The organism is Paracoccus tibetensis (genome assembly GCF_900102505.1).
Lineage (GTDB): Bacteria > Pseudomonadota > Alphaproteobacteria > Rhodobacterales > Rhodobacteraceae > Paracoccus > Paracoccus tibetensis.
Genome location: NZ_FMVT01000001.1, coordinates 180,639 through 206,031, shown reverse-complemented (window position 1 = coordinate 206,031; position 25,393 = coordinate 180,639). Strand labels below are relative to the sequence as shown.

The following is a 25,393-nucleotide window of genomic DNA, read 5'->3' as shown; positions in this document are numbered from 1 at the left end:
GCTGCCGGGCAGGATTAGAACGCCAGACAACAAAAGCAAACAGGCGATGAGGGATGGCATGACGGATGGCGCGGTGACGGTGGCGATCCTGGCGGCGGGACAGGGCAGCCGGATGCAGTCGGACCTTCCCAAGGTGCTGCACCGGCTCGGGGGCGTGCCGCTGGTCGGCCATGCCATCACCGCCGCCCATAGCCTCCAACCCGAGCAGGTCATCGTCGTCGCCGGTCACGGCGCCGAGGCGGTCACCAAGGCCGTCGGCAAGCTGGACCCCGACGCGCGCATCGTCCTGCAGCGCGAGCAGCTGGGCACCGGCCATGCCGTCCGCCAGATCCTGCCCGAGATCGAGGGCTTCGAGGGCAAGGTCCTGATTCTCTACGGCGACACGCCCTTCATCGGCGAGGACACGCTCGGTGCCCTCGCCAGCCATCCCGCCGACCTCGTCGTGCTGGGCTTCGAGGCCGAGGACCCGGGCCGCTACGGCCGCCTCGTGGTGACCTCGCGCGGCCTCGAACGGATCGTCGAGTTCAAGGACGCCGACGCCGCCACGCGCGAGATCGCGCTGTGCAATTCCGGTGTGATGGCGCTGGAGGCGGGGCTGCTGCGCCAGCTCCTGCCGCGCCTGACGAACGAGAACGCGGCCGGCGAGTATTACCTCACCGACCTCGTCGCCCATGCCCGCAACGAGGGGCGCCGGGTCGAGGTGGTGACCTGTGACGAGGAAGAGACGCTCGGCATCAACACCCGGGCCGAGCTGGCGCGCGCCGAAGCCCTGTTCCAGACTCGCGCCCGCGCCCGCGCGATGGAGGACGGGGTGACGCTGACCGATCCCGGCAGTGTCTTCTTCGCGCTGGACACGGTCATCGGCCGCGACACCGTGGTCGGCCCCAACGTCGTCTTCGGCCCCGGCGTGACCGTGGAATCCGGCGCCGAGATCCTGCCCTTCTGCCATCTCGAGGGCTGTCACATCTCCTCGGGTGCCCGCGTCGGCCCCTTCGCCCGACTGCGCCCCGGCGCCGAGCTGGGCGGCGACGTTCATGTGGGCAACTTCGTCGAGATCAAGAACGCGGTGCTGGACGAGGGCGTGAAGGTCGGCCACCTGACCTATCTGGGCGACGCCCATGTCGGCGAGCACACGAATATCGGCGCCGGCACGGTCACCTGCAACTATGACGGCGTCGGCAAGCACCGCACCGAGATCGGCCCCCGCGCCTTCATCGGCAGCGACACGATGCTGGTCGCCCCCGTCCGCATCGGCGCGGACGCCATGACCGGCTCGGGCAGCACCATCACCGAGGACGTGCCGGACGGCGCGCTCGCCATCGGCCGCGCGCGGCAGGCGACGAAGCCCGGCCTCGCGCTGCGCCTGATGGCCGCGCTCAAGGCGAAGAAGGAGGCGCGCTGATGTGCGGGATCATCGGCATCCTCGGCAGCCACGAGGTCTCGCCCCAGCTGGTCGACGCGCTGCGGCGGCTGGAATATCGCGGCTATGACAGCGCTGGCGTCGCCACGGTGGACGCCGCGGGCCGGCTGGACCGCCGCCGCGCGGTCGGCAAGCTGGTGAACCTCTCCGACCGGCTGGTCCACCAGCCCCTGCCCGGCCATATCGGCATCGGCCACACCCGGTGGGCCACCCACGGCGCCGCGACCGAGGTGAACGCCCATCCCCACCAGTCGGGCCGCGTCGCCGTCGTGCATAACGGCATCATCGAGAACTTCCGCGACCTGCGCACAAGGCTGGAGCCGCTCGGCATAACGCCGCAGTCCCAGACCGACACCGAGACCGTCGCGCTCTGGACCGCGCACCACCTGGACCAGGGCTTGGCCCCGCTGGAGGCGGCGCGCGCCACGCTGGCGCTCTTGCACGGAGCCTTCTCGCTGGCCTTCATCTTCGAGGGCGAGCACGACCTGATGATCGCCGCGCGCAAGGGCAGCCCGCTGGCCATCGGCCACGGCACCGGCGAGATGTTCCTCGGCTCGGACGCGGTCGCGCTGGCGCCCTTCACCGACCGCATCACCTATCTCGAGGACGGGGACCACGCGGTCCTGACCCGCGCCGGCGTCACGATCTACGACGCAGCGGAGCAGCAGACCTCGCGCCCCGTCAGCCGCATCGACACCGGCAGCGCCGTCATCGACAAGGGCGGCCACCGCCACTTCATGGCCAAGGAGATCGCCGAGCAGCCCGTGGTGATCGGCGATGTCCTCGGCCATTACGTCAAGGGCGACCGGATCGTCCTGCCCGAGGGCCTGGACTTCGCCAAGGCCGAGCGCGTGGCGCTGGTCGGCTGCGGCACGGCGCATCTGGCGGGTCATGTCGCGAAATACTGGTTCGAACAGCTCGCCGGCCTGCCGGTCGACATCGACGTGGCCTCCGAGTTCCGCTACCGCGAGCCGCCGCTGTCGCCGGACAGCTGGTTCATCGCCATCAGCCAGTCGGGCGAGACCGCCGACACGCTCGCGGCGCTGCATTATGCGCGCGGCAAGGTGGACCGGACCCTCGGCCTCGTGAATGTCGGCACCTCTGCCATTGCGCGCGACGCGGACGTGGCCCTGCCGACGCTGGCGGGAATCGAGGTCAGCGTCGCCTCGTCGAAGGCCTTCACCTGCCAGCTGACGGTGCTGGCGGTGCTGGCGCTGAAGGCGGCCCATGACCGCGGCCGCATCGATGACGCGGCGTTCGCGCGCCATCTCGGCGACCTGCGCGCGATCCCGGCGCTGCTGAGCCAGGCGCTGGCGCTGTCGGACGAGTGCCGCGCCCAGGCCGACTGGCTGGCGCAGGCGCGCGACGTGCTCTATCTCGGCCGCGGCGCGCTCTACCCGGTGGCGCTGGAAGGGGCGCTGAAGCTGAAGGAGCTCAGCTACATCCATGCCGAGGGCTACGCCTCGGGCGAGTTGAAGCACGGCCCCATCGCCCTGATCGACGGCGACGTGCCGGTCGTGGTGCTGGCCCCGCATGACGCGCTCTTCGACAAGACCATCTCGAACATGCAGGAGGTGATGGCCCGCCACGGCCGCATCCTGCTCATCTCCGATGCGGGCGGCATCGCGGCCGCCGGAGAGGGCGTCACGGCCAGCCTCACCCTGCCCTCGGGCGGGGGGGTCTTCCAGCCGATCCTCTACGCCGTGCCGATGCAGTATCTCGCCTACCACACGGCGGTCGCGAAGGGGACGGATGTCGACCAGCCCCGCAACCTCGCTAAGTCGGTGACGGTGGAATAGGCGCCGCCTCTTCTCCGTTGCCAAAATACCCGTTGGCGCCGCCACAAGCACGGCGCCGGGCGATCAGAGCCGGCGGAAGGTCACGTAATGCGGCGCCCGCCCCTCGCGCAGCGCCTTCTGCTCGTAGCGGGTGCTGATCCAGTCCTCCCACGGCTCGGCGGTGTCCGCGACCAGCGCGAAGCCGGCCAGCGGCACCTCCTCGCGCGTCTGCCGGATATAGTCGGGAATGTCGCTCGCCACGCGGAACTCGCCGCCGGGACGCATGATGCGGGCGAGCGGCAGCAGATGCTCGGGCGTCACGAAGCGGCGCCGGTGGTGGCGCGCCTTGGGCCAGGGATCGGGATACATTAGGAAGGCGCGCTCGACCGAGGCATCGGGCAGCACGTCCATCAGATCGCGCGCATCACCGGGATGGACGCTGACATTGCTCACGCCCGCGGCCCGGATCTTCCCCAGCAGCATGGCGACGCCGTTGATGAAGGGCTCGCAGCCGATGATCCCGATCTGCCTGTACCGGGCGGCCATGTGGACCATGTGCTCGCCGCCGCCGAAGCCGACCTCCAGCCAGACGGGCCGGTCGTCGCCGAAGATCGTGGCCGGGTCGATCTGCCGCCGCTCGGGGTTCTCGGCGATGGTGATGCCGCGCGGGCGAAGATCGCCGAGATCCTCGGAGAGGTAGCCCTTCTGGCTCTGGCGCAGCGTCTTGCCGTGCCGGCGGCCATAGAAGTTGCGCCGGGGCGGGTTCGGATCGAAGGGGGAAACGGGGTGCTCGCTCATGACCGGGGGAACTGCCCGAAGCTGCGGCCGAGATCAAGCCCGCCGAGGAGCGGCGCGGCGACACGGGCAGATTGTGTCCCGCGGGCAGCCGGGGGAGCTGCGCGTCCCCCGGACCCGCTGCCGCGCCGCGCCAGTGTGGGGCGCGGCATCTGACGCTTAGCAGGACAGAGGGGGGACCGGGGGGCCGGCCCCCCGGCCACCGCGGGACGCAACTCGCCGGTGACGGTCAGTCCGCCATCAGACGGCTGATGATGACCGTGACTTCGGGCTTCTTGCCGATCTCCTCCATGGCGACCTGGCGGGTGATCTTGCGGATCGCCTCGTCCATCTTGCCGTCGTCGCGCACGGTCTTCGCGTCCGCGCGCTCCAGGAACTCGGACAGCTCGCCCTCGATGTGGCGCGCCAGGTCCTCGCCGCCGCGGGTGCGGCCGGCTAGGCCCATCAGCTCGACCCAGGCATCGGGCAGCGCGTTGTCGTCCTCGTCCACGATCACGCTGACCAGCGCATGGCCGTTCAGCGCCATGCGGATGCGGTCGCGCACCACGCCGTCCATCGCCCCGATCAGGAGCGAGCCGTCCAGGTACAGCTTGCCCGTCTCGACCTGGTCCACCACGCGGGGCTGCTCGCCCGTCAGCTCCACGACCGTGCCGTTGGTCACGATCTCGGCGCCGATGCCCTTGCCGCGCGCCAGCATCACATGCTCGCGCAGGTGCAGGTGCTCGCCATGCATCGGGATGACGACCTGCGGCTTCAAGAGGTCGTGCAGCGCCTCGATGTCGGGCCGGTTCGCGTGGCCCGAGACGTGGTAGAGCCCGTCATCGGCGTCATAGACCTCGACGCCCAGCTCGCTCAGCGCGTTCATGATCCGCCCGACCGACTTCTCGTTGCCGGGGATGGTCTTCGAGCTGAAGAGGAAGCTGTCGCCGTCCTGCAGCGACAGCCCCAGGTAGCGCCCACGCGAAAGCTGCGCGCTGGCCGCCCGGCGCTCGCCCTGGCTGCCGGTGACGATCAGCATCACGTCGCCGCGCGGCAGGCGCGCCGCCTCCTCGGGGCCGACCGTGTCGGGAAAGTCCGTCAGCACCCCCGTCTCCATGCCGACGCTGACCATGCGCCGCATCGCCCGGCCCAAGAGGCAGACCTTCCGCCCCGAGGCCAGCGCCGCATCCGCCAGCGTCTTCAGCCGCGCGATGTTGCTGGCGAAGGTGGTCGCGACGACCATGCCCTTCTGCGCCACCACCCATTCCAGGATCGGGTTGGCCAGGATCGCCTCGGACCGGCCCGGATGGGTCGAGAAGATGTTGGTGCTGTCGCAGGCCAGCACCTTCACCCCCGGCCCTTCCGAGGCGATCTCGCGCCAGACCATCGGATCGAAGGCGTCACCGACGACCGGCGTCGCGTCCATCTTGAAATCGCCCGAATGGACGATCCGCCCCGCCGGCGTGTCGATGATCAGTGCCGAGCTTTCCGGGATCGAGTGGCTGATCGGCACGAACTGCACCGTGAAGGGGCCGACCTGCGTCACCTCGGGGCGCGGGCCGGTGATGTTCACCGCCTCGCCCGGCAGGCCGTGCTCCTCCATCTTCAGCCGCACCAAGGCGCCGGTGAACTGCCGGGCATAGATCGGCACGTCGAGCCGGCCCCAGAGGTGGCCGAGCGCGCCGATATGGTCCTCGTGGCCGTGGGTGACGAAGATCGCCTCCAGCCGGTCGCGATTCTGCTGCAGCCAGGTGATGTCCGGCAGGATCAGGTCGATCCCCGGGCTTCCATCCATGTCGCCAAACGTCACGCCCAGGTCGACCAGGATCAGTCGTTCCTTCCCGGGCCGGCCATAGCCGTAGACATAGGCGTTCATGCCGATTTCGCCCGCGCCGCCAAGCGGCAGATAGATCAGGCGGTCAGCCATTTCCCATCTCCTTGTTGTAGTCGTGAATGAGCCGAAGCCCGTGCATCGTCAGATCGTCTTCGATTGCGTCGAACAGGTCGAAGCCCTGATCGAACAGTGGCGCAAGCCCGCCAGTGGCTATCACTTTCATCGGACGGTCGCGCTCGGCGCGGATCTTCTCCACGATGCCGTCGACCAGACCGACATATCCCCAGAACACGCCCGACTGGATGCAGGCAACCGTATTCGTGCCGATCACGCGCGCGGGCATGGTCACATCCACATGAGGCAGCGAGGCCGCGCCCATGTGCAGCGCCTCCAGCGACAGGTTGACGCCCGGCGCAATGACCCCGCCGATATAGGCCCCGTCCGCGTCCACCACGTCGAAGGTCGTGGCGGTGCCGAAATCTACCACGACCAGGTCGGGCCCGTGCCGGTCGAAGGCGCCCAGGGTGTTGACCAGCCGGTCCGGCCCCACGGTCGTTCCCTCATCGACGCGGGGCGGGACGGGCAGCAGGCAGTCCGGCTTGCCCACGACCAGCGGCCGCGTGTTGAAGTAGCGGTTGCAGAGGACCCGCAGGTTGAAGACGACCCGCGGCACGGTCGAGCTGACGATGCAACCGTCGATCTGCAACCCGTCCAACTGCTGAAGCTGGATCAGCGTCGACAGCCAGACGAAGTACTCGTCGGCCGTGCGGCGGTGGTCGGTGCTGATGCGCCAATGCGCAAGGAACCGCGCGCCGTCCCAGATCGAGAAGACGGTGTTCGTGTTGCCGGTATCGATGCACAGAAGCATGGCGTCAGGCTCCGAAATGGATGTCGGCCGCGGGGATGGCCACGCGCCCGCGCGGCCCGGTCAGGATCAGCGCGCCGCTCTCGTCGATGCCCTCGAACCTGCCCGTCGTCTCCTGCGTGCCGCTGCGCGCCGTCACCGTCTCGCCCAGCCTCGCCGCGCGCGCCAGCCATGCGGTGCGGATGGGCGCGAAGCCGAAGTCCCGGTGCTGGCGCCACCAGTGATCGAAACTGGCCGCCAGCGCGTCGAGGACGAGGTCTTGGTCCGGCAGCAGCCCGGTCTCGTCCTTCAGGCAGACCGGCCGCAGCGCGCCCGGCTCGACCGCGCCGGCCTCGGGAGCGGCCGCGAGGTTGATGCCGATGCCGACGGCCAGCGCCGTGACCTGCCCGCCGCTGCCGGCGCTCTCCAGTAGGATGCCGCAGAGCTTGCCGCCGTTCAGCAGCACGTCGTTGGGCCATTTCAGCGCAAGGTTAAGCTGCGGGCCGCAGAGCGTCTTCAGCGCATCATGCACCGCCAGCGCCGCGACGAAGGACAGCTGCGCCGCCGCCGCGGGCCCCCCTTGTGGCCGGAGCAGCAGCGTCGCGGCAAAGTTGCCCTCGGGATCGGTCCAGGCGCGGCCGCGACGGCCGCGGCCCGCCTCCTGCCGGCGGGCCATGATCCAGGTCGGACCGCTCAGCTGCGGCGCAAGCCGCATCGCCTCGGCATTGGTGCTGTCCACGCGGGCGAGGACGTGGCGCGCCACGCCCTCGGGCCAGTCCAGCGGCGGCGGATTACCCACCCGGCGCCGGCTCGATCAGCGAGACATCCCCCGTCAGCGAGCGCGCGGCGGTGGCGGCGGCCTGATCGACGCCCAGCATGGTCACCGCGCCCAGCAGCAGGATGGCTGCCGGGATCATGAGCGCCGCGTATTGCACGCCGCCCATTCGGCTTTGGACCGGCTCGATCTCGTCGCCGAAGAACATGTAGTAGACGATCCGCAGGTAGTAGAACGCCCCGATGACCGAGGCGATCACGCCCAGCACCGCCAGCCAGGCCATCCCGGCATCGACGGCGGCGGTCAGCACGCCGTACTTGGCGAAGAACCCCAGGAAGGGCGGCACGCCGGCCAGGCTGAACATCAGGAACAGGACCGCGAAGCTCTTCATCGGGTCGGTCTGCGCGAAGCGGTTGAAGGCCGAGAGGTCGGTGACCGGGCGGCCGTCCCGCTCCATCGACAGGATGAAGGCGAAGGTGCCGACATTCATCACCGCGTAGATCGCCATGTAGAGCAGCATGGCCTGCACGCCGACCACGGTGCCGGCGGCAAGTCCGACCAGCGCGAAGCCCATATGGGCGATCGAGGAATAGGCCATCAGCCGCTTGATGTCGCGCTGCCCGATCCCCGCGATCGAGCCGAGGAACATCGACAGCACCGCCAGAAGCGCGATGATCTGCGTCCAGTCGGCAGTCACGTTACCGAAGCCGTCGAAGAGCAGCCGCGCCAGCAGCGCGATGGCCGCAACCTTGGGCGCGGTCGCGAAGAAGGCGGTGACCGGCGTCGGCGAGCCCTCGTAGACATCGGGCGTCCACATGTGGAAGGGCACGGCCGAGACCTTGAAGGCCAGCCCGACCAGCAGGAAGACGAGGCCGAACAGCAGGCCCGTCGACAGCTCTCCCGCCGTGACGACGCTGAGGATGCCCTCGAAGCTGGTCGTGCCGGCAAAGCCGTAGACCAGCGAGGCGCCGTAGAGCAGCAGGCCCGAGGAGAGCGCGCCGAGCACGAAATACTTCAGGCCCGCCTCGGAGGACTTGCCGCTGTCGCGCCGGATCGAGGCGACGACATAGAGCGCCAGCGATTGCAGCTCGAGCCCCATGTAGAGCATCAAGAGGTCGCTCGCCGAGACCATCAGCATCATGCCGAGCGAGGCCAGCACGATCAGGATCGGATATTCGAAGCGCAGCAGCTTGTAGCGGCCCATGTAGTCCGCGCTCATCGCAAGCACGGCGGCGGCCGAGAGCAGCAGCGTCATCTTGGCGAAGCGCGCGAAGGCGTCGTCGGCGAACATGCCGAAGAAGGCCACCTGCTGCGGGCGGTCGGCGAAGCCGACATAGAAGCCCGCCGCCAGCAGCGCCAGAACGCTGGCCCAGAGGATCGGAACCGCGATCCGGTCCTTGCCGAAATAGGCGCCCGCCATCAGCGCCGCCAGCGCGAAGACCGCCAGCCAGAGCTCGGGCAGGATGGTGGAGAGATCGAGACCGGTCATCAAACTGTCCTCAGTGGCTGACGCTGGCATGGGCCAGGTCGTCGCTGGCCGAGGGGTCCTCGGGCAGCGCGTCGTTGAAGTTCACCAGCAGCGCCTCGACCGAGGGGCCGGTGATGTCGGTCACAAGGCGCGGGTAGACGCCGAGGATCAGGGTCATGGCGATCAGCGGGGCGAAGATCCACTTCTCGCGCGGGGTCATGTCGGTGATGGTCCTGAGGCTCTCCTTGATCAGCGCGCCCAGGGTGACGCGGCGATAGAGCCACAGCGCATAGCCGGCCGACAGGATCACGCCCGTGCAGGCGAAGAAGGCGACCCAGGTGTTGGCGCGGAAGGTGCCGAGCAGGGTCAGGAGCTCGCCCACGAAGCCCGAGGTGCCGGGCAGGCCCACGTTCGCCATCGTGAAGAACATGAAGACCAGCGCGTAGACCGGCATCCGGTTCACGAGCCCGCCATAGGCGTCGATCTCGCGCGTGTGCATGCGGTCGTAGATGACGCCCACGCAGAGGAACAGCGCGCCCGAGATGAAGCCGTGCGACAGCATCTGGAAGATGGCCCCGTCCAGCCCCTGCTGATTGGCCGCGAAGATGCCCATGGTGACGTAACCCATGTGGGCGACCGAGGAATAGGCGATCAGCTTCTTCATGTCGCTCTGCGCCAGCGCCACCAGCGAGGTGTAGACGATGGCGATGGCCGAGATCCACAGAACGAAGGTCTGCAAGAGGTCCGCGGCCACCGGGAACATCGGCAGCGAGAAGCGCAAAAAGCCGTAGCCGCCCATCTTCAGCAGCACCGCCGCCAGCACGACCGAGCCCGCGGTCGGCGCCTGCACGTGCGCGTCCGGCAGCCAGGTATGGACCGGCCACATTGGCATCTTCACCGCGAAGCTGGCGAAGAAGGCGAGGAACAGCAGCGTCTGCATCCCGCCGACGATCGTGAAGCCGAGGACCCGCATCGTCTCGGACGGGAAGTCGTAGGCCAGAAGCTGGACGATGTCGGTCGTACCCGCGGTGCGCGCCATGGCGATCATTGCGACCAGCATCAGGACCGAGCCGATGAAGGTGTAAAGGAAGAACTTGAACGCCGCGTAGATGCGGTTCGCCCCGCCCCAGATGCCGATGATCAGGAACATCGGGATGAGGCCGGCCTCGAAGAAGAGGTAGAAGAGGATCAGGTCCAGCGCGGTGAAGACGCCGATCATCAGCCCTTCCAGAACGAGGAAGGCGACCATGTATTCCTTCACCCGCGTCGTCACGTCCCAGGTGGACAGGATCGTCAGCGGCATGAGGAACGTCGTCAGCAGCACGAAGAGGATCGAGATGCCGTCCACGCCCATCTTGTAGCGCAGGCCCATGATCCAGGCGTGATCCTCGACGAACTGGAAGCCCGTGTTCGAGGGATCGAAACCCGCCAGCAAGAACAGCGAGATGAGGAAGGTCGCGGTCGTCGCGATCAGCGCCAGCCACTTGGCGTTCTTCTGCGCGGCCGCGTCGTCGCCGCGCAGGAACAGGGCCAGGATCCCCGCCGCCACGATGGGCAGGAAGGTGATGATCGAAAGAAGGTTCGTCATGTTATTGCGCGCCCCGCATCATCACCCAGATCAGCAAGCCCACGATGCCCAGGACCATCGCGAAGGCGTAGTGGAACAGATAGCCCGACTGCACGCGCCCGGCGAAGCGGGTCAGGCGCGGGATGATTCCCATCGCCAGCCCGTTGATGGCGCCGTCGATAACGGCTCCGTCACCGCCCGTCCACAGCGCCCGGCCGATCCAGCGCGCGGGGCGCACGAAGACGACGTCGTAGAGCTGGTCGAAATACCACTTGTTCAGCAGGAACTGGTAGAGTCCGCGCTGCTGCGCGGCCAGCTTCGCCGGCGCGTCCGGGTGGCGGATATACATCAGCCAGGCAAGGCCGAGCCCGATCAGCATCGCGACGAAGGGCGACAGCTTCACCCAGGTCGGAACGTAATGGGCGTCGTGCATCACGTGGTTGTCGGGATGCATGAAGATCGCCCCGCCGGTCACGCTGATCTCGGCCGGGTCGGTCGCGGCGCCGGCGGCGCCGTGCAGCGCCTCGCCCTGTGGGGCGGCGTGGTCGGCCTCGGCGACGCTGCCGTCCAGCGCGGTCTCGGTGCCGGCGGCGCCGGCCTCGTCATGGCCCGCGTCGTGATGCGCCTCAATCTGCGGCAGGCCGAAGAAGCGGGTGACGCCCTCTTCCTCAAAGAAGCTGTTGTACCAGATCATCCCCGCGAAGACCGAGCCGAGCGCCAGCACGCCGAGCGGCACCAGCATGACGCGCGGGCTCTCATGGGCGTGGTCATGGGTGTGATGATCGCCGCGCGGCTTGCCCCAGAAGGTCATGAACATGAGCCGCCAGGAATAGAAGCTGGTCATCAGCGCCGCGATCACCAGAAGCCAGAAGGCGTAGCCGTTGCCCGAGGCGAAGGCGCTCTCGATCACGGCGTCCTTCGAAAGGTAGCCCGCGAAGCCGATATGCGTCAGCGGGATGCCGACGCCGGTGATGGCCAGGGTGCCGATCAGCATGGCCCAGAAGGTGAAGGGGATCTTCTTGCGCAGCCCGCCATAGTTTCGCAGGTCCTGCTCGTGATGCATCGCGTGGATGACCGAGCCGGCGCCGAGGAACAGCATCGCCTTGAAGAAGGCATGCGTGAACAGGTGGAACATCGCGACCGAATAGACGCCGACGCCCGCCGCCACGAACATGTAGCCCAGCTGCGAACAGGTCGAGTAGGCGATCACGCGCTTGATGTCGTTCTGCACGAGACCCACGGTCGCCGCGAAGAAGGCAGTGGAGGCGCCTATGATGACGATGAACAGCTTCGCCTCGGGCGCGAATTCATAGAGCGGCGACATGCGGCAGACGAGGAAGACGCCCGCCGTCACCATGGTCGCGGCGTGGATCAGGGCCGAGACGGGGGTCGGCCCCTCCATCGCGTCCGGCAGCCAGGTGTGCAGGAACAGCTGCGCCGACTTGCCCATCGCGCCGATGAACAGCAGGATCGCCAGCACGTTCGCCGCGTTCCAGTCGCGCCAGAGGAATGTCATCTGGGTCTGGGCCAGCGCCGGGACCTGGGCGAAGATCTCGTCGAACTGGATCGAGCCGGTCAGCCACCAGATGCCGAAGATGCCCAGCAGGAAGCCGAAGTCGCCCACCCGGTTGACGATGAAGGCCTTCATCGCCGCAGCCCCAGCCGACTGCTTCTTGTAGTAGAAGCCGATCAGCAGATACGAGGCGACGCCCACGCCCTCCCACCCGAAGAACATCTGCAGCAGGTTGTCGGCCGTCACCAGCATCAGCATGGCGAAGGTGAAAAACGAGAGATAGGCGAAGAAGCGCGCCCGGTAGGGCTCGTCATCGGTGAAGTTCTCGTCATGGGCCATGTAGCCGAACGAGTAGAGATGCACGAGCGCCGAGACCGAGGTGATGACGATCAGCATGATCGCGGTCAGCCGGTCCAGCCGGATCGCCCACTGGCTGGTGAAGTCGCCCGAGACGACCCAGTCCATGACCGGGATCTGCCGCATCACGCCGTCGAAGCTGAGGAAGATGATCCAGCTTGCCGCGGCGGCGGCGAACAGCACGACGGTCGTCAGGACCATCGCGCCGCGCTCGCCGATCAGGCGCCAGCCGAAGCCCGCAACTAGCGCCGCCAGCAGCGGCGCGAAGAGGATGAACTGTGCCATGCCCTCAGCCCTTCATCACGTTGACGTCTTCCACCGCGATCGTGCCGCGGTTGCGGAAGAAGACCACCAGGATCGCAAGGCCGATGGCGGCCTCGGCGGCGGCGACGGTCAGCACGAACATGGTGAAGATCTGCCCGGTCAGATCGCCCAGATGGGCCGAGAAGGCGACGAAGTTGATGTTGACCGCCAGCAGCATCAGCTCGATCGACATCAGGATGACGATGACGTTCTTGCGGTTCACGAAGATGCCGAAGATCCCGGTGACGAACAACACCGCCCCCACGATCAGGTAATGTGACAATCCGATCATCGTTTCTGTCCCTCCGGGTCTTCCACCCGTTGCATTTTCTTCCGGGCCGGTGGCGGGGCTTAGAGCCCCTGCCCCGGCTTGACGTCGCGCAGCTGCATGGCCTTGGCCGGGTCGCGGTGCATCTGCTGGATCACGTCCTGGCGCTTGACGTTGGTGCGGTGGCGCATGGTCAGCGTGATCGCCCCGATCATCGCGACCAGCAGGATCAGGCCCGAGACCTGGAACGGCAGGATGTAGCGGTCATAGAGTACGAGCCCGATGCCGCTGGTATTCTGCACGCCCTGCCCCACCGGCACCGCGACCAGATCCCCCGCGCCTTCGGCCGACTGCCAGTCGCCGAAGGCGACGGCGAGGACCGCCAGCAGCACCAGCGCGATCAGCCCGCCCACCGGGACGAAGGACACCAGCTCGGTCTTGAGGCTCGCGAAGTCGATGTCGAGCATCATCACGACGAAGAGGAACAGCACCGCGACGGCGCCGACATAGACGATGATCAGCAGCATGGCGACGAACTCGGCGCCCAGCAGGATGAAGAGCCCCGCGGCCGAGATGAAGGCCAGGATCAGCCACAGCACGGAATGGACCGGGTGCCGCGCCATGACGACCATCACGCCCGACAGGCAGACGATGGTGGCGAAGAGGTAGAAGGCGAAGGTCATCATGCGGGCTTGCTCCCCTCGGATTCGGCGAAGACGCTCTGGGCGATCTCCAGCGCCTTCTGCATCGCCGGAAGGCCGCCGAACATCCCCATCTGGTAGATGACCTCGGCGATCTCGCGCGGCTTCGCGCCCGCCTCGATGGCATGGCGGATGGTGATGCGCATCTGCGGCTCGGCCATGGCGCCCTGCACGGTCATCGCGGCGATGGTGACCAGAAGGCGGGTCTTGGCGTCGAGCCCGTCCCGGTTGAAGGTCTTGCCGAACCACATTTCCAGCATGTCGGCCGGCATGGTGGGGAACATCTTCTCGAACGACTTCATGTCGAAATGCTCGAGCGCCGGGTTGAAGGCGCGCGCCATCTCCTGGCCCTGGGCCAGCATCTGCTGGAACATCTTCTGGAACGGATCGGTCATCGGTAGGGCGCATCCATGGCAAGGTTGCGGGCGATCTGGGCTTCCCACCGCAGACCGTTGTCCAGAAGCCGGGCCTTGTCGTAATACAGCTCTTCCCGCGTCTCGACCGAGAACTCGAAGTTGGGGCCCTCGACGATGGCATCGACCGGGCAGGCCTCTTGGCAAAAGCCGCAATAGATGCACTTGGTCATGTCGATGTCGTAGCGCGTCGTGCGGCGGCTGCCGTCGGCGCGCGGCTCGGCGTCGATGGTGATGGCCTGCGCCGGGCAGATCGCCTCGCAGAGCTTGCAGGCGATGCAGCGTTCCTCGCCATTCGGGTAGCGGCGCAGCGCGTGCTCGCCCCGGAAGCGCGGCGACAGCGGGCCCTTCTCGTGCGGGTAGTTCAGCGTCGCCTTGGGCGCGAAGAAGTACTTCAGCCCCACGCCCATGCCCTTGATGAAGTCCACCAGCAGGAAATACTTGGTGGCGCGTGCGATGTCGAAAGCCATCAGTTCGCTCTCCTTGCGTGGTCGAGGCAGCGGCGCGCGGCCCCTGCCCTTCCTGGCATCTTGCAGCCCCGCCATGTGGCGGGGCGAGACTTGCGTGGCCGGCTCACAGCCCGGCCCAACGGGCCCAGAAGCCTCCGGCGACCTCGAAGCGGGCGAGGAAGGCGACGATCACCACCCAGGCCAGCGACAGCGGCAGGAAGACCTTCCAGCCCACGCGCATCAGCTGGTCGTAGCGGTAGCGCGGCACGATCGCCTTCACCATCGCGAACATGAAGAACCAGAAGCACATCTTGCCGAACATCCACAGCGCGCCGTCCGGCAGGCCCGGGATGGGCGAGAGCCAGCCGCCGAAGAACAGCAGCGAGATCAGCGCGCACATGAGCCACATGGCGATGTATTCGCCGGCCATGAACAGGAGGTAAGGCGTCGAGGAATATTCCGACATGAAGCCCGCGACCAGCTCCGACTCGGCTTCGGGAAGGTCGAACGGGGCGCGGTTGGTCTCGGCCAGGGCCGAGATGAAGAACAGGATCATCATCGGGAAATGGGCCAGCCAGAACCACGAGAAGATCCCCGCCCCGCGCTGCGCCTCGACGATGGCCGTCAGGTTCATCGACCCGGCCGAGATGATGACGCCGATGATGATGAGGCCAAGCGAGACCTCGTAGGAGATCATCTGCGCGGCCGAGCGCAGCGAGCCGAGGAACGGGTATTTCGAGTTCGAGGCCCAACCGCCCATGATGACGCCGTAGACCTCGAGCGAGGAGACGGCGAAGATGAACAGGATCGCGACGTTCAGGTCGGCCATGACCCAGCCCGGCGCGAAGGGGATCGCGACGAAGGCCAGCAGCGCCAGGGTCATCGACAGGAAGGGCGCCAGGAAGAACACGAAGCGATCGGCGCCGGCCGGGACGACGACCTCCTTGACGACGTATTTCAGCGCGTCGGCGAAGGTCTGCAGCAGGCCCCAGGGGCCGACCACGTTCGGGCCGCGGCGCATCTGCACGGCCGCCCAGACCTTGCGGTCGCCATAGACCATATAGACCAGCGACAGCATCACGAAGGTGATGATCGCCAGGCCCTGCGCCAGAAGGATCAGCGCGATGCCCCAGGAGGATGTCCAGAATTCAGCCATGATCGCCCGTTCCTGTCTTCACGCCGCGGGAATGCCGCGAGTCTTGCATTCGCGCAAGGTGTCTTCGGTCTCCATCAGCCGCAGTCCGAGCGGACGGCTGTCGGACAGCATGAAAGCCGAGCCGACCAGAAGCTTGCCGTTGCGGGTGTCCTGCAAGGTGCGGATGTGCCGCCCGTAGGCGACCTTGTTCTCCTTGGCCCAACCGGCCAATGCGCAGGTGGCATACGCAAAGCCGATATCGGCGTCCACCCCCCGCCGCAGGTTCACGGTGACCTCGACGAGATCGGCGTTGCGCCCCTCGCCCAGGGTGTCGATCTTGGCGCCGATGAACATCTCGGGCTCGACGGTTGTGCCCGCCACCCAAGTCGGCAGCGCGGGCTGCGTGCGCGCCGCGAAATCCTCGATGGCCTTCTCCTGCGCGGTCTGCCGCCGCGGCGTCGCGCGGCCGAGGGGGGCGACGCGGCCGAAATCGAGGTCGAGATTCGCGTTGAGCTGCGCCAGGTCAGCCTCGGTCACGAGGAAGGCGTCGCGCCCGGCCTCGCTGTCGAGATCCATCGCAGTGACGCTGCCATCCTCCTCGAGAATCAGGATCTCGCCCGATTTCGAGGACACGCGCGCCGGCGAGGACACGCCGGCGAGCCGCGCGCCCGAACCCGAAGACGAGACCGAGGTCCGCTCCGTGTCCGAGGCGCCGTCCCAGCACCCGCCCAGAAGAAGCGCCGCCGCCACGAAGGCCGCGCCGCGCATTGCAGATTGCGTCACCATGAAAACTACTCCGCCGCCAAGGCGGTCGCACTGCGCGCCGCCGCCATCCGGGACAATTCGCCCATCAGCGGCGAGCTGCGGGCGATCGGGTTCGTCAGGTAGAAGTCGCGCACCGCGTTCACGAAGCTGGCGCGACCCAGGTCGCCCAGCTCCAGCGGCTGCCACTCGTTCTCGGCCACCTGGTCGACCTGCGCCAGATGCGGCACGGCCTCGACCAGCTTGCGGCGCAGCTGCGGCAGGCTGTCCCAGGGCAGCGTCGCGCCCAGTTCAGCCGAGAGGGCGCGCAGAATGGCCCAGTTCTCCTTGGCCTCGCCTGGCGCGAAGTTGGCGCGCAGCGCCAGCTGCGGGCGGCCCTCGGTGTTGACGAAAAGGCCCATCTCCTCGGTGTAGCAGGCGGCCGGCAGGATGATGTCGGCGCGGTGCGCGCCCCGGTCGCCGTGGCTGCCCTGGTAGATCACCACCGGGCCGGCCGCGATCTCGACCTCGTCAGCGCCGAGATTGAAGATCACCTGCGCCCCGTCCAGCGCCGCCGGCAGGCCGCCGCGCGTCACCGCGCCCACGTCCATCGCGCCGACACGGCTGGCCGCCGTGTGCAGGACCAGCAGGCGGCACTTGCCGAGCTCCGCGATCCGCATGGCATGGGCCAGCACCGCCGCCCCGTCCGCTTCGCGCAAGGCGCCCTGCCCGACGATGATCAGCCGCGGCTCGTCATCGTCGTTCGAGATGTCCTCGTCCAGCATCGCGGCCAGCGCGGCACGGTCGTTGCCGACATGGTGGTAGTCATAGGTCAGGTCGACCGCCTCGCCGATCAGCCCGATCTGCGCGCCGTTGACCCAGGCCTTGCGGATGCGCGCGTTCAGCACCGGCGCCTCGTCGCGCGGGTTGGTGCCGATCAGCAGGATCCGCTTGGCACTGTCGATGTCCGCGATCTCGGCCGTGCCAACATAGGCGCTGCGATTGCCCTCGGGCAGTTTCGCACCATCCGTGCGGCACTCGACCGCGCCGCCGAGGCCCTCGACCAGCATCTTCAGGCTGAAGGCCGCCTCGACCGAGGACAGATCGCCGACCAAGCCCGCGACCTTGCGGCCCTTCATGGCGGAGGCCGCCGCCGCCAGCGCCTCGGGCCAGTCAGCCGGGCGCAGCTTGCCGTTCTCGCGGATATAGGGCCGGTCAAGGCGCTGGCGGCGCAGGCCGTCCCAGACATAGCGGGACTTGTCCGACAGCCACTCCTCGTTCACGCCGTCATGGTTGCGCGGCAGGATGCGCATCACTTCGCGGCCCTTCGTGTCCACGCGGATGTTGCTGCCAAGCGCGTCCATCACGTCGATGGTCTCGGTCTTCGACAGCTCCCACGGGCGGGCGGTGAAGGCATAGGGCTTGGAGACCAGCGCGCCCACCGGGCAGAGGTCCACGATGTTGCCCTGCAGGTTCGAGGCCAGCGTCTCGTTGAGATAGCTGGTGATCTCGCTGTCCTCGCCCCGACCGGTCTGGCCCATCTGGCTGATGCCCGCGACTTCCGACGTGAAGCGCACGCAGCGGGTGCAACTGATGCAGCGGGTCATGTGCGTCTCGACCAGCGGGCCGAGATTCAGTTCCTCTGCGGCGCGCTTCGGCTCGCGGTAGCGGCTGAAGTCGACGCCATAAGCCATCGCCTGGTCCTGCAGGTCGCATTCCCCGCCCTGATCGCAGATCGGGCAGTCCAGCGGGTGGTTGATGAGCAGGAACTCCATCACCCCTTCGCGGGCCTTCTTGACCATCGGGCTGTTGGTGCGGATCTCGGACGGCGCGCCCTCGGGTCCGGGGCGCAGGTCCTTGACTTGCATGGCGCAGCTGGCGGCCGGCTTCGGCGGGCCGCCCACGACCTCGACCAGGCACATGCGGCAGTTGCCGGCGATGGACAGTCGCTCGTGGTAGCAGAACCGCGGGATCTCGATCCCGGCCAGCTCGCAGGCCTGGATCAGGGTCAGGTTCGGATCGACCTCGATCTCGGTCCCGTCGATCTTGATTGTCCGCAATTCTGCCATGATTTCATCCTTATCTGGCACTCAGCAGCGATCCCGCGATCGTCTGCCGCGCGATTTCGTCCCGCCCGAGGCGGCAGAAGGTGTCCGGCTGCCCGTTCACCACGCCCCTGTCGCGCATGTATCGGTCCGCCTGCGCGTAGATGCGGCTGCGCTCTTCCCGGCTGTCGAGGAAGGCGTCGATCTGCGCCTCGGTGTAGCCCTGGTCCAGCGCGTGACGCTTCAGCGCCCGCGCCTCGCGGAAGGCCCGCACCATCCGCGCGTCGATCGAGGGGCAGCCACGCCGCACGAGGTCGGCCACCCGCGCCTGCACCAGGCGGTCGGTGATGTAGCTGTTCTGCGCCAGCGGCACCTGGGCGGCGGCGGTGGCGGTGGCGGTGGCAGGGCCGAGGCTGGCGACAAGCGCGGCAGCGGCGATGAGAGAGCGGAACATGGCACTATCCTTCCGGTGATGATGTGCCTCCACATAATCACCGGTCCGGGCTTTCGCCCGACACGAGCGCGTGCGCGCCGCGTGATGTCCCGCCGCCGCGATCATTCCGCCGCCATCGCCCCCATCCGCCCGGTTTTCTTGGCCTTCAGCCGGTCTTCGATCTCGCCGCGGAAATTGCGGATGAGACCCTGGATCGGCCAGGCCGCCGCGTCGCCGAGCGCGCAGATCGTGTGGCCCTCGACCTGCTTGGTAACGTCCAGCAGCATGTCGATCTCCTCGACCTCGGCCTCGCCGGTCACGAGGCGGTGCATGACGCGCATCATCCAGCCCGTGCCCTCGCGGCAGGGCGTGCACTGCCCGCAGCTCTCGTGCTTGAAGAACTTCGACAGGCGCCAGACCGCCTTGATGACATCCGTGTCCTGGTCCATCACGATCATGCAGGCCGTCCCGAAGGACGAGCGCAGATCGCGCATCCCGTCATAGTCCATGATCGCACCCTCGCACTGCTCGGCCGTCAGGACCGGGCACGAGGCGCCGCCGGGGATCACCGCCTTGAGGTTCTTCCAGCCGCCGCGCACGCCGCCGCCATGCTTCTCGATCAGCTCCTTCATGGGGATCGACATGGCTTCCTCGACCACGCAGGGCGTGTTGAGGTGGCCGGTCAGCCCGAACAGCTTGACGCCGGCATTGTTGGGACGGCCGAAGCCCGCGAACCATTCCGGCCCGCGCCGCAGGATGGTCGGGACGACCGCGATGGATTCGACGTTGTTCACCGTGGTCGGGCAGCCGTAGAGGCCCGCGCCCGCCGGGAAGGGCGGCTTCATGCGTGGCATGCCCTTCTTGCCCTCGAGGCTTTCCAGAAGCGCCGTCTCCTCGCCGCAGATATAGGCGCCGGCGCCGTGGTGCAGGTAAAGGTCGAAATCCCAGCCCGAGCCGGCGGCGTTCGCGCCCAGAAGCCCCGCGTCGTAGCATTCGTCGATGGCGGCCTGCAGGGCCTCCTTCTCGCGGATGTATTCTCCGCGCAGGTAGATGTAGCTGACATGCGCGCCCATCGCGAAGCTGGCGATCAGCGCCCCCTCGATCAGGGTATGCGGGTCGTGCCGCATGATCTCGCGGTCCTTGCAGGTCGCGGGCTCGGATTCGTCGGCGTTGATGACCAGGTAGGACGGGCGGCCGTCGCTTTCCTTGGGCATGAAGGACCATTTCAGGCCGGTCGGAAAGCCCGCCCCGCCCCGGCCGCGCAGGCCCGAGGCCTTCATCTGCTCGACGATCTTGTCGCGCCCGCGCGCGAGGATCTCGGCGGTGCCGTCCCAGTGGCCGCGCTTCTTCGCGCCGTTCAGGCTGCGGTCACCCATCCCGTAGAGGTTGGTGAAAATGCGATCCTGATCTTTCAGCATCCGTTCCTCGATCCTCTCAAACCGGCGTCACGCATTCCTGCGCCGCCAGATACGCCAGGTCACCAGAAGCGACCAGACAAATCCCGCAAGGGCGGCGAGGTCGGCCAGAAAGGCCCACTCCGCCGCCCATTGATACTCTGCCCCCAGGGCCTGCACCAAGAGCCAGATCACCATGGTCGCGGCGATGACGATGGCCACCAGCCGCATCTGCCTCGCATCCTGATCGACCGGCCGGTTCATCCTGCCCTCGCTCCTGAAGCCCGGGGGGCCCTACTTCTTGTCGCCCTCGCCGCGGACCTCGGTCTTGTCCTCGTCGGCGCGCGCCCCCGCCGGCTCGCGGGCCGAGACCGGACGCGCGGCCGAGCTGGCCGGCGCTTCCTGCTTCGTCACGCCGGTGCTGTCGACCGGGCGGTTCTCGGAGGGATGCGGATCGGACTCGTCCACCGTGTTCTCGCCCGAGCGGTCGTCGGCGGCCGCCTTCGGCTGCTGGCGCACCCACTTCGTGAGGATCGGCACCTCGGTCCCGTCGATGCGCTTCAGCGTCTCGCCCAGCTCGGCCGCCAGGGTCACGCTGGCATTGCGCTCCTGCTGGCCCTTCTGCTCGGCAAGGCTAGTCAGCCCCGCCGCCGGCTCGGAGGCGAAGCGGCCCGTCTGCGAGCCGGGGGTCGGAACCTCGCCGGCCGACATGCGGTCGATCAGCGCCTCGAGGCTCTCGGGCGTCAGGTCCTCGTAATAGTCCTTGCCGATCTGGGCCATCGGCGCGTTCGCGCAGGCGCCGAGGCACTCGACCTCTTCCCAGCTGAACTTGCCGTCGGCCGACAGGGTGTGCGGCGTCGGCGCGATCTTGCGCTTGCAGACCTCGATCAGCGCCTCGGCGCCGCAGATCATGCAGGTCGTGGTCCCGCAGATCTGGATGTTGGCAATCTTTCCAACAGGTTGAAGCTGGAACATGAAGTAGAAGGTCGCGACTTCCAGCGCCCTGATATGCGCCATGCCCAGAAGGTCCGCGCAGTATTCGATGGCCGGGCGGGACAGCCAGCCCTCCTGCTCCTGCGCGCGCCACAGGATCGGGATGATCGCGGATTGCTGGCGCCCCTCGGGATACTTGCTCATCTGCGCGCGCGCCCAGGCCAGGTTGGCGGGCGTGAAGGTGAAGCTGTCCGGCTGGACAGGGTGAAGGCGGCGCAGCATCAGCGGTCAACCTCTCCAAAAACGATGTCCTGCGTCGCGATGAGGGCCGGCACGTCGGCCAGCAGGTGGCCTTTCGCCATCCAGTCCATCGATTGCAGGTGAAGGAAACCCGGCGCGCGCAGCTTGGCGCGGTAGGGCTTGTTGGTGCCGTCGCTGACCAGGTAGACGCCGAACTCACCCTTGGGCGCCTCGACGGCGGCATAGACCTCGCCGGCCGGGACGCGGAAGCCTTCGGTGTAGAGCTTGAAGTGGTGGATCAGGCTTTCCATGTCGCGCTTCATGTCGCCGCGGGTCGGCGGCGTGATCTTCCCGCGCGCCAGGATGTCGCCCTGCCCCGCCGGCTCGCGGAGTTTCGCGATCGCCTGCTGCATGATCCGCGTCGACTCGCGCATCTCCTGCATCCGGCAGAGGAAGCGGTCGTAGCAGTCGCCATTCGTGCCGACCGGGATCTTGAAGTCGAACTCGTTGTAGCACTCGTAGGGCTGGCTGCGGCGCAGGTCCCAGGCCATGCCTGAACCGCGCACCATGACGCCCGAGAAGCCCCAGTCCAGCGCGTCCTGTTCGGTCACGACGCCGATGCCGACGAGGCGCTGCTTGAAGATCCGGTTCTCGGTCAGCAGCGTGTCCAGATCGTCCAGCAGATGCGGGAACTTCTCGCACCATGCCTCAAGATCGTCGATCAGGTCGGGCGGCAGGTCCTGGTGAACGCCACCGGGCCGGAAATAGGCCGCGTGCAGGCGCGCGCCCGAGGCACGCTCGTAGAAGATCATCAGATCCTCGCGCGCCTCGAAGCCCCAGAGCGGCGGGGTCAGCGCGCCGATGTCCAGCGCCCCGGTCGTCAGGCCCAGCAGGTGGTTCAGGATGCGCCCGATCTCGCAATAGAGCACCCGGATCAGGCTGGCGCGGCGCGGGACCGGCGTGCCGGTCAGGCGCTCGATGGCCAGGCACCAGGCATGTTCCTGGTTCATCGGCGAGACGTAGTCCAGCCGGTCGAAATAGGGCAGGTTCTGCAGGTAGGTGCGGCTTTCCATCAGCTTCTCGGTGCCGCGATGCAGCAGGCCGATATGCGGGTCCGCGCGCTCGACGATCTCGCCGTCCAGCTCCAGCACCATCCGCAGCACGCCATGCGCGGCCGGGTGCTGGGGGCCGAAGTTGATGTTGAAGTTCCGCAGCGACTGCTCTTGCGTCTCCATGTCGCTCGAGCTGTCGTCGTACTGGTTCTTGCGGATGTCGCCGTCCATGGCCTTACCCCTTGCTCTTCTCGTCGCCGGGCAGCACGTATTTCGCGCCTTCCCACGGCGAGAGGAAGTCGAACTGGCGGTATTCCTGCACCAGCTTCACCGGCTCGTAGATCACGCGCTTCTCGGCCTCGTCGTAGCGCACCTCGACATAGCCCGTGGTCGGAAAGTCCTTGCGCAGCGGATGGCCCGTGAAGCCGTAATCGGTCAGGATGCGGCGCATGTCCGGGTGTCCGGTGAAGAGGATGCCGAACATGTCGAACACCTCGCGCTCGAACCAGTTGGCCGAGGGGAAGATGCCGGTCAGCGAGGGCATCATCTCGTCCTCGCGGATGGCGACCTTCACCCGGATGCGCTGGTTCTGGTACATCGACAGCAGGTGGTAGACGACGTCGAAGCGCTGCGCGCGGGCCGGGTAGTCCACCGCCGTAATGTCGACCAGCGTCGAGAAGCGGCACGAGCCGTCGCTGCGCAGGAACTCGATCAGGTCGATGATGCCGTTCTGGGTCGCGGTAATGGTCAGATCGCCGTTGCGGACCGCGGCATCGGCGACGGTGTCGGGGCGGCGGGCGCGGATGTGCTCGCCCAGCTGGTCCAGCGCGTCGAGATCGGGATAGGCGATCATCATTACCTCACCAGCGTGCCGGTGCGCCGGATCCGGCGCTGAAGTTGCAGGATGCCGTAGAGCAGCGCCTCGGCCGTCGGCGGGCAGCCGGGGACGTAGATGTCCACGGGCACGATCCGGTCGCAGCCGCGCACCACGGAATAGCTGTAATGGTAGTAGCCGCCGCCGTTCGCGCAGCTGCCCATGCTGATGACGTAGCGCGGCTCGGGCATCTGGTCGTAAACCTTGCGCAGCGCGGGGGCCATCTTGTTGGTCAGCGTGCCGGCCACGATCATCAGGTCGGACTGGCGCGGCGAGGCGCGGGGGGCGGTGCCGAAACGTTCCACGTCGTAGCGCGGCATCGAGGTGTGCATCATCTCGACGGCGCAGCAGGCCAGGCCGAACGTCATCCAGTGCATGGACCCGTTTCGCGCCCAGTTGATGATGTCCTCGGTCGTGGTCAGCAGGAAGCCCTTGTCCTGCAGCTCGCGGTTGAGGCTGGCCGTCGCGACCTCGCGGTCGGGACCGGCCGTGTTGGCTCCGGTCATCACGCCCATTCCAGCGCCCCTTTCTTCCATTCATAGGCAAAGCCGACGGTCAGGACGCCCAGGAAGACCATCATCGACCAGAAGGCCACGTCGCTGATGCCCGACAGGCTGACCGCCCAAGGGAACAGGAAGGCCACTTCCAGATCGAAGATGATGAACAGGATCGAGACCAGGTAGAAGCGCACGTCGAACTTCATCCGCGCGTCGTCGAAGGCGTTGAAGCCGCATTCATAGGCGCTGACCTTCTCGGGGTCCGGGTTGCGGACCGCGATGACGACGGCCGAGAACAGCAGAATGAGGCCGAGCGCCGCCGCCATCCCCATGAAGACGAGGACGGGCAGATAGTCCTGCAGCAGGTTTTGCACGGGCGATGATCCCCTTGTCGGTCGCGGGGATCGATGGCTCCCCCGCGACGGTTGGCTGAGTGCCGTTTAGACCCGGCACGGCGCCGGGTCAACGGGCGCGGGCCGCAGAACGCCCGGCGATTTGATGCAAATGGCGACGATGGCCGGCTGAACCACAGGTTGCACGGCGGCTGCGTCACTCGGCGAAAGATGGGCCCGTCCGGGCGCTGCATCAACCCCGCACGGGGCGCCGACGCTGCGGCATGGCGCCGCGATCTTTCCGATTTAAGGGAAGGTGATGGTGCGGTCGAGAAGACTCGAACTTCCACTCCGGTTAAGGAACAGCGACCTCAACGCTGCGCGTCTACCAATTCCGCCACGACCGCATCCGGGCAGTTCCGGCCTGATAGCCGAGCGCGCGGGGCTTGGAAAGGGGGGTCTGCGGAAAAAAGCGCGCGCGCTTCGCCATTGACGCGGCCGGCGCGGCGGGACAGATGCGGCGCATGGTGGAATGGATCAACAGCCGCGGGCTTGTCAGCCACGAGGAGGCCGTGGCCTTCATGGAGGATCGCGTCGCGGCCATCCACGAGGGGCGCGCGGACGAGGCGCTGTGGCTGCTCGAGCATCCGCCGCTTTATACCGCCGGAACGAGCGCCCGCGCGGCGGACCTGCTGGACGCGCGCTTTCCCGTCATCCCGACCGGGCGCGGCGGGCAATACACCTATCACGGGCCCGGCCAGCGCATCGTCTATGTCATGCTGGACCTCAACCGGCGCGGCCGGGACGTGCGCGCCTTCGTCACCCGGCTCGAGAGCTGGGTCATCGCCGCCCTCGCGGAGTTCGGCATCCGCGGCGAGATCCGCGAGGGCCGCGTCGGGGTCTGGGTCGCCCGCCCCGACAAGCCGCCCCTGCCCGACGGGTCCATGCGCGAGGACAAGATCGCCGCCATCGGGATCAAGCTGCGCCGGTGGGTCAGCTTCCACGGCATCTCGATCAATGTCGAGCCGGACCTCGCGCATTACGGCGGCATCGTCCCCTGCGGCATCAGCGGGCATGGCGTGACCAGCCTGGTGGATCTGGGGCTGCCGGTGACGATGGACGATCTGGACCTCGCGCTGCGGCAGACCTTCCCGGCCGCCTTCGGCTGAGGCCGCTTCATCACATTTGCATCCGTGCGACCTTTCGGTGGCTGGAAACGGCATCTGCCGCGTTTATAGTCCGTGGCGGGAAAG

Annotated in this window: 25 protein-coding genes and 1 tRNA gene; 3 read left to right on the top strand and 23 right to left on the bottom strand. The window is 67.6% G+C overall.

What is annotated here, in order from left to right; all coding sequences use genetic code 11:
* Positions 1 to 58: 58 nt before the first annotated feature.
* Together glmU and glmS are read left to right on the top strand one after the other, a co-directional pair.
* On the top strand, positions 59 to 1,402 hold the full coding sequence (gene glmU / locus BLP73_RS01085; protein ID WP_090739672.1) for a bifunctional UDP-N-acetylglucosamine diphosphorylase/glucosamine-1-phosphate N-acetyltransferase GlmU: 1,344 nt from the start codon (positions 59 to 61) through the stop codon (positions 1,400 to 1,402).
* Complete coding sequence (gene glmS / locus BLP73_RS01080; RefSeq protein ID WP_090739671.1) at positions 1,402 to 3,219, top strand: glutamine--fructose-6-phosphate transaminase (isomerizing); 1,818 nt, start codon at positions 1,402 to 1,404, stop codon at positions 3,217 to 3,219. The genes glmU and glmS overlap by 1 nt, the downstream gene beginning before the upstream one ends.
* A 63-nt stretch (positions 3,220 to 3,282) precedes the next feature.
* Here the strand turns inward: glmS and trmB are convergent, their stop codons facing one another.
* From trmB to BLP73_RS00965, 23 genes are all read right to left on the bottom strand, one after another.
* A complete protein-coding gene (gene trmB, locus BLP73_RS01075) occupies positions 3,283 to 3,996 on the bottom strand; it encodes a tRNA (guanine(46)-N(7))-methyltransferase TrmB (RefSeq protein ID WP_090739670.1) in 714 nt (237 codons plus the stop codon).
* A 226-nt stretch (positions 3,997 to 4,222) separates the two neighbouring features.
* Positions 4,223 to 5,899, bottom strand: coding sequence for a ribonuclease J (locus BLP73_RS01070; protein WP_090739669.1), 1,677 nt, complete (start codon positions 5,897 to 5,899; stop codon positions 4,223 to 4,225).
* Positions 5,892 to 6,674, bottom strand: coding sequence for a type III pantothenate kinase (locus BLP73_RS01065; protein WP_090739668.1), 783 nt, complete (start codon positions 6,672 to 6,674; stop codon positions 5,892 to 5,894). Before BLP73_RS01065 ends, BLP73_RS01070 begins: the two co-directional genes overlap by 8 nt.
* Before the next feature lie 4 nt (positions 6,675 to 6,678).
* Positions 6,679 to 7,449, bottom strand: coding sequence for a biotin--[acetyl-CoA-carboxylase] ligase (locus BLP73_RS01060; protein WP_245686487.1), 771 nt, complete (start codon positions 7,447 to 7,449; stop codon positions 6,679 to 6,681).
* Complete coding sequence (gene nuoN / locus BLP73_RS01055; protein WP_090739667.1) at positions 7,442 to 8,914, bottom strand: NADH-quinone oxidoreductase subunit NuoN; 1,473 nt, start codon at positions 8,912 to 8,914, stop codon at positions 7,442 to 7,444. Before nuoN ends, BLP73_RS01060 begins: the two co-directional genes overlap by 8 nt.
* Positions 8,915 to 8,924: 10 nt before the next feature.
* Positions 8,925 to 10,481, bottom strand: a complete 1,557-nt coding sequence (locus BLP73_RS01050) for an NADH-quinone oxidoreductase subunit M (protein ID WP_090739666.1) — start codon at positions 10,479 to 10,481, stop codon at positions 8,925 to 8,927.
* Position 10,482: 1 nt separating this feature from the next.
* A complete protein-coding gene (nuoL, locus tag BLP73_RS01045) occupies positions 10,483 to 12,615 on the bottom strand; it encodes an NADH-quinone oxidoreductase subunit L (protein ID WP_090739665.1) in 2,133 nt (710 codons plus the stop codon).
* Between the two features lie 4 nt (positions 12,616 to 12,619).
* Positions 12,620 to 12,925, bottom strand: coding sequence for an NADH-quinone oxidoreductase subunit NuoK (gene nuoK, locus BLP73_RS01040; RefSeq protein WP_090739664.1), 306 nt, complete (start codon positions 12,923 to 12,925; stop codon positions 12,620 to 12,622).
* 59 nt (positions 12,926 to 12,984) lie between these two features.
* On the bottom strand, positions 12,985 to 13,587 hold the full coding sequence (locus BLP73_RS01035) for an NADH-quinone oxidoreductase subunit J (protein WP_090739663.1): 603 nt from the start codon (positions 13,585 to 13,587) through the stop codon (positions 12,985 to 12,987).
* Positions 13,584 to 13,997, bottom strand: a complete 414-nt coding sequence (locus BLP73_RS01030) for a carboxymuconolactone decarboxylase family protein (protein WP_090739662.1) — start codon at positions 13,995 to 13,997, stop codon at positions 13,584 to 13,586. Before BLP73_RS01030 ends, BLP73_RS01035 begins: the two co-directional genes overlap by 4 nt.
* A complete protein-coding gene (nuoI, locus tag BLP73_RS01025) occupies positions 13,994 to 14,485 on the bottom strand; it encodes an NADH-quinone oxidoreductase subunit NuoI (RefSeq protein ID WP_090739661.1) in 492 nt (163 codons plus the stop codon). The genes BLP73_RS01030 and nuoI overlap by 4 nt, the downstream gene beginning before the upstream one ends.
* A 103-nt stretch (positions 14,486 to 14,588) precedes the next feature.
* Positions 14,589 to 15,620 (bottom strand): NADH-quinone oxidoreductase subunit NuoH, encoded by a 1,032-nt coding sequence (gene nuoH / locus BLP73_RS01020; RefSeq protein ID WP_090739660.1) that lies wholly within the window; start codon positions 15,618 to 15,620, stop codon positions 14,589 to 14,591.
* A gap of 18 nt (positions 15,621 to 15,638) precedes the next feature.
* Positions 15,639 to 16,385, bottom strand: a complete 747-nt coding sequence (locus BLP73_RS01015; protein WP_139165868.1) for a hypothetical protein — start codon at positions 16,383 to 16,385, stop codon at positions 15,639 to 15,641.
* Between the two features lie 5 nt (positions 16,386 to 16,390).
* Positions 16,391 to 18,409: an NADH-quinone oxidoreductase subunit NuoG gene (gene nuoG / locus BLP73_RS01010; RefSeq protein ID WP_090739658.1), complete on the bottom strand. Its 2,019-nt coding sequence runs from the start codon at positions 18,407 to 18,409 to the stop codon at positions 16,391 to 16,393.
* A 10-nt stretch (positions 18,410 to 18,419) separates the two neighbouring features.
* Entirely contained in the window at positions 18,420 to 18,839 is a 420-nt protein-coding gene (locus tag BLP73_RS01005; protein WP_090739657.1) for a DUF5333 domain-containing protein, read from the bottom strand.
* A gap of 101 nt (positions 18,840 to 18,940) precedes the next feature.
* Positions 18,941 to 20,236, bottom strand: a complete 1,296-nt coding sequence (gene nuoF, locus BLP73_RS01000) for an NADH-quinone oxidoreductase subunit NuoF (protein WP_090739656.1) — start codon at positions 20,234 to 20,236, stop codon at positions 18,941 to 18,943.
* 27 nt (positions 20,237 to 20,263) lie between these two features.
* On the bottom strand, positions 20,264 to 20,476 hold the full coding sequence (locus BLP73_RS00995) for a DUF5337 family protein (protein WP_090739655.1): 213 nt from the start codon (positions 20,474 to 20,476) through the stop codon (positions 20,264 to 20,266).
* A gap of 30 nt (positions 20,477 to 20,506) precedes the next feature.
* A complete protein-coding gene (gene nuoE / locus BLP73_RS00990) occupies positions 20,507 to 21,427 on the bottom strand; it encodes an NADH-quinone oxidoreductase subunit NuoE (protein WP_090739654.1) in 921 nt (306 codons plus the stop codon).
* Positions 21,427 to 22,668, bottom strand: a complete 1,242-nt coding sequence (locus BLP73_RS00985) for an NADH-quinone oxidoreductase subunit D (protein ID WP_090739653.1) — start codon at positions 22,666 to 22,668, stop codon at positions 21,427 to 21,429. The genes nuoE and BLP73_RS00985 overlap by 1 nt, the downstream gene beginning before the upstream one ends.
* 4 nt (positions 22,669 to 22,672) lie before the next feature.
* Positions 22,673 to 23,290 carry an NADH-quinone oxidoreductase subunit C gene (locus BLP73_RS00980; protein WP_425415677.1) on the bottom strand — a complete coding sequence of 206 codons (618 nt, stop codon included), beginning with the start codon at positions 23,288 to 23,290 and terminating at the stop codon, positions 22,673 to 22,675.
* Positions 23,291 to 23,292: 2 nt separating this feature from the next.
* Positions 23,293 to 23,826: a NuoB/complex I 20 kDa subunit family protein gene (locus tag BLP73_RS00975; RefSeq protein WP_090739651.1), complete on the bottom strand. Its 534-nt coding sequence runs from the start codon at positions 23,824 to 23,826 to the stop codon at positions 23,293 to 23,295.
* Entirely contained in the window at positions 23,817 to 24,140 is a 324-nt protein-coding gene (locus BLP73_RS00970) for an NADH-quinone oxidoreductase subunit A (RefSeq protein WP_425415680.1), read from the bottom strand. The genes BLP73_RS00975 and BLP73_RS00970 overlap by 10 nt, the downstream gene beginning before the upstream one ends.
* A gap of 320 nt (positions 24,141 to 24,460) precedes the next feature.
* Positions 24,461 to 24,547: transfer RNA gene (locus BLP73_RS00965), tRNA-Leu, on the bottom strand.
* A gap of 117 nt (positions 24,548 to 24,664) precedes the next feature.
* On the opposite strand from BLP73_RS00965, the gene lipB reads away from it, so the two are divergent.
* Positions 24,665 to 25,309, top strand: coding sequence for a lipoyl(octanoyl) transferase LipB (gene lipB, locus BLP73_RS00960; protein ID WP_090739649.1), 645 nt, complete (start codon positions 24,665 to 24,667; stop codon positions 25,307 to 25,309).
* The last annotated feature ends 84 nt before the right edge of the window (positions 25,310 to 25,393 follow it).

Bases quoted from the DNA above. Each gene is read 5' to 3' on its own strand.
- glmU (WP_090739672.1), top strand. From the start codon at position 59: ATGACGGATGGCGCGGTGACGGTGGCGATCCTGGCGGCGGGACAGGGC.
- glmS (WP_090739671.1), top strand. From the start codon at position 1,402: ATGTGCGGGATCATCGGCATCCTCGGCAGCCACGAGGTCTCGCCCCAG.
- trmB (WP_090739670.1), bottom strand. From the start codon at position 3,996: ATGAGCGAGCACCCCGTTTCCCCCTTCGATCCGAACCCGCCCCGGCGC.
- BLP73_RS01070 (WP_090739669.1), bottom strand. From the start codon at position 5,899: ATGGCTGACCGCCTGATCTATCTGCCGCTTGGCGGCGCGGGCGAAATC.
- BLP73_RS01065 (WP_090739668.1), bottom strand. From the start codon at position 6,674: ATGCTTCTGTGCATCGATACCGGCAACACGAACACCGTCTTCTCGATC.
- nuoN (WP_090739667.1), bottom strand. From the start codon at position 8,914: ATGACCGGTCTCGATCTCTCCACCATCCTGCCCGAGCTCTGGCTGGCG.
- BLP73_RS01050 (WP_090739666.1), bottom strand. From the start codon at position 10,481: ATGACGAACCTTCTTTCGATCATCACCTTCCTGCCCATCGTGGCGGCG.
- nuoL (WP_090739665.1), bottom strand. From the start codon at position 12,615: ATGGCACAGTTCATCCTCTTCGCGCCGCTGCTGGCGGCGCTAGTTGCG.
- nuoK (WP_090739664.1), bottom strand. From the start codon at position 12,925: ATGATCGGATTGTCACATTACCTGATCGTGGGGGCGGTGTTGTTCGTC.
- BLP73_RS01035 (WP_090739663.1), bottom strand. From the start codon at position 13,587: ATGATGACCTTCGCCTTCTACCTCTTCGCCACCATCGTCTGCCTGTCG.
- BLP73_RS01030 (WP_090739662.1), bottom strand. From the start codon at position 13,997: ATGACCGATCCGTTCCAGAAGATGTTCCAGCAGATGCTGGCCCAGGGC.
- nuoI (WP_090739661.1), bottom strand. From the start codon at position 14,485: ATGGCTTTCGACATCGCACGCGCCACCAAGTATTTCCTGCTGGTGGAC.
- nuoH (WP_090739660.1), bottom strand. From the start codon at position 15,620: ATGGCTGAATTCTGGACATCCTCCTGGGGCATCGCGCTGATCCTTCTG.
- BLP73_RS01015 (WP_139165868.1), bottom strand. From the start codon at position 16,385: ATGGTGACGCAATCTGCAATGCGCGGCGCGGCCTTCGTGGCGGCGGCG.
- nuoG (WP_090739658.1), bottom strand. From the start codon at position 18,409: ATGGCAGAATTGCGGACAATCAAGATCGACGGGACCGAGATCGAGGTC.
- BLP73_RS01005 (WP_090739657.1), bottom strand. From the start codon at position 18,839: ATGTTCCGCTCTCTCATCGCCGCTGCCGCGCTTGTCGCCAGCCTCGGC.
- nuoF (WP_090739656.1), bottom strand. From the start codon at position 20,236: ATGCTGAAAGATCAGGATCGCATTTTCACCAACCTCTACGGGATGGGT.
- BLP73_RS00995 (WP_090739655.1), bottom strand. From the start codon at position 20,476: ATGAACCGGCCGGTCGATCAGGATGCGAGGCAGATGCGGCTGGTGGCC.
- nuoE (WP_090739654.1), bottom strand. From the start codon at position 21,427: ATGCTGCGCCGCCTTCACCCTGTCCAGCCGGACAGCTTCACCTTCACG.
- BLP73_RS00985 (WP_090739653.1), bottom strand. From the start codon at position 22,668: ATGGACGGCGACATCCGCAAGAACCAGTACGACGACAGCTCGAGCGAC.
- BLP73_RS00980 (WP_425415677.1), bottom strand. From the start codon at position 23,290: ATGATCGCCTATCCCGATCTCGACGCGCTGGACCAGCTGGGCGAGCAC.
- BLP73_RS00975 (WP_090739651.1), bottom strand. From the start codon at position 23,826: ATGGGCGTGATGACCGGAGCCAACACGGCCGGTCCCGACCGCGAGGTC.
- BLP73_RS00970 (WP_425415680.1), bottom strand. From the start codon at position 24,140: ATGGGGATGGCGGCGGCGCTCGGCCTCATTCTGCTGTTCTCGGCCGTC.
- lipB (WP_090739649.1), top strand. From the start codon at position 24,665: ATGGTGGAATGGATCAACAGCCGCGGGCTTGTCAGCCACGAGGAGGCC.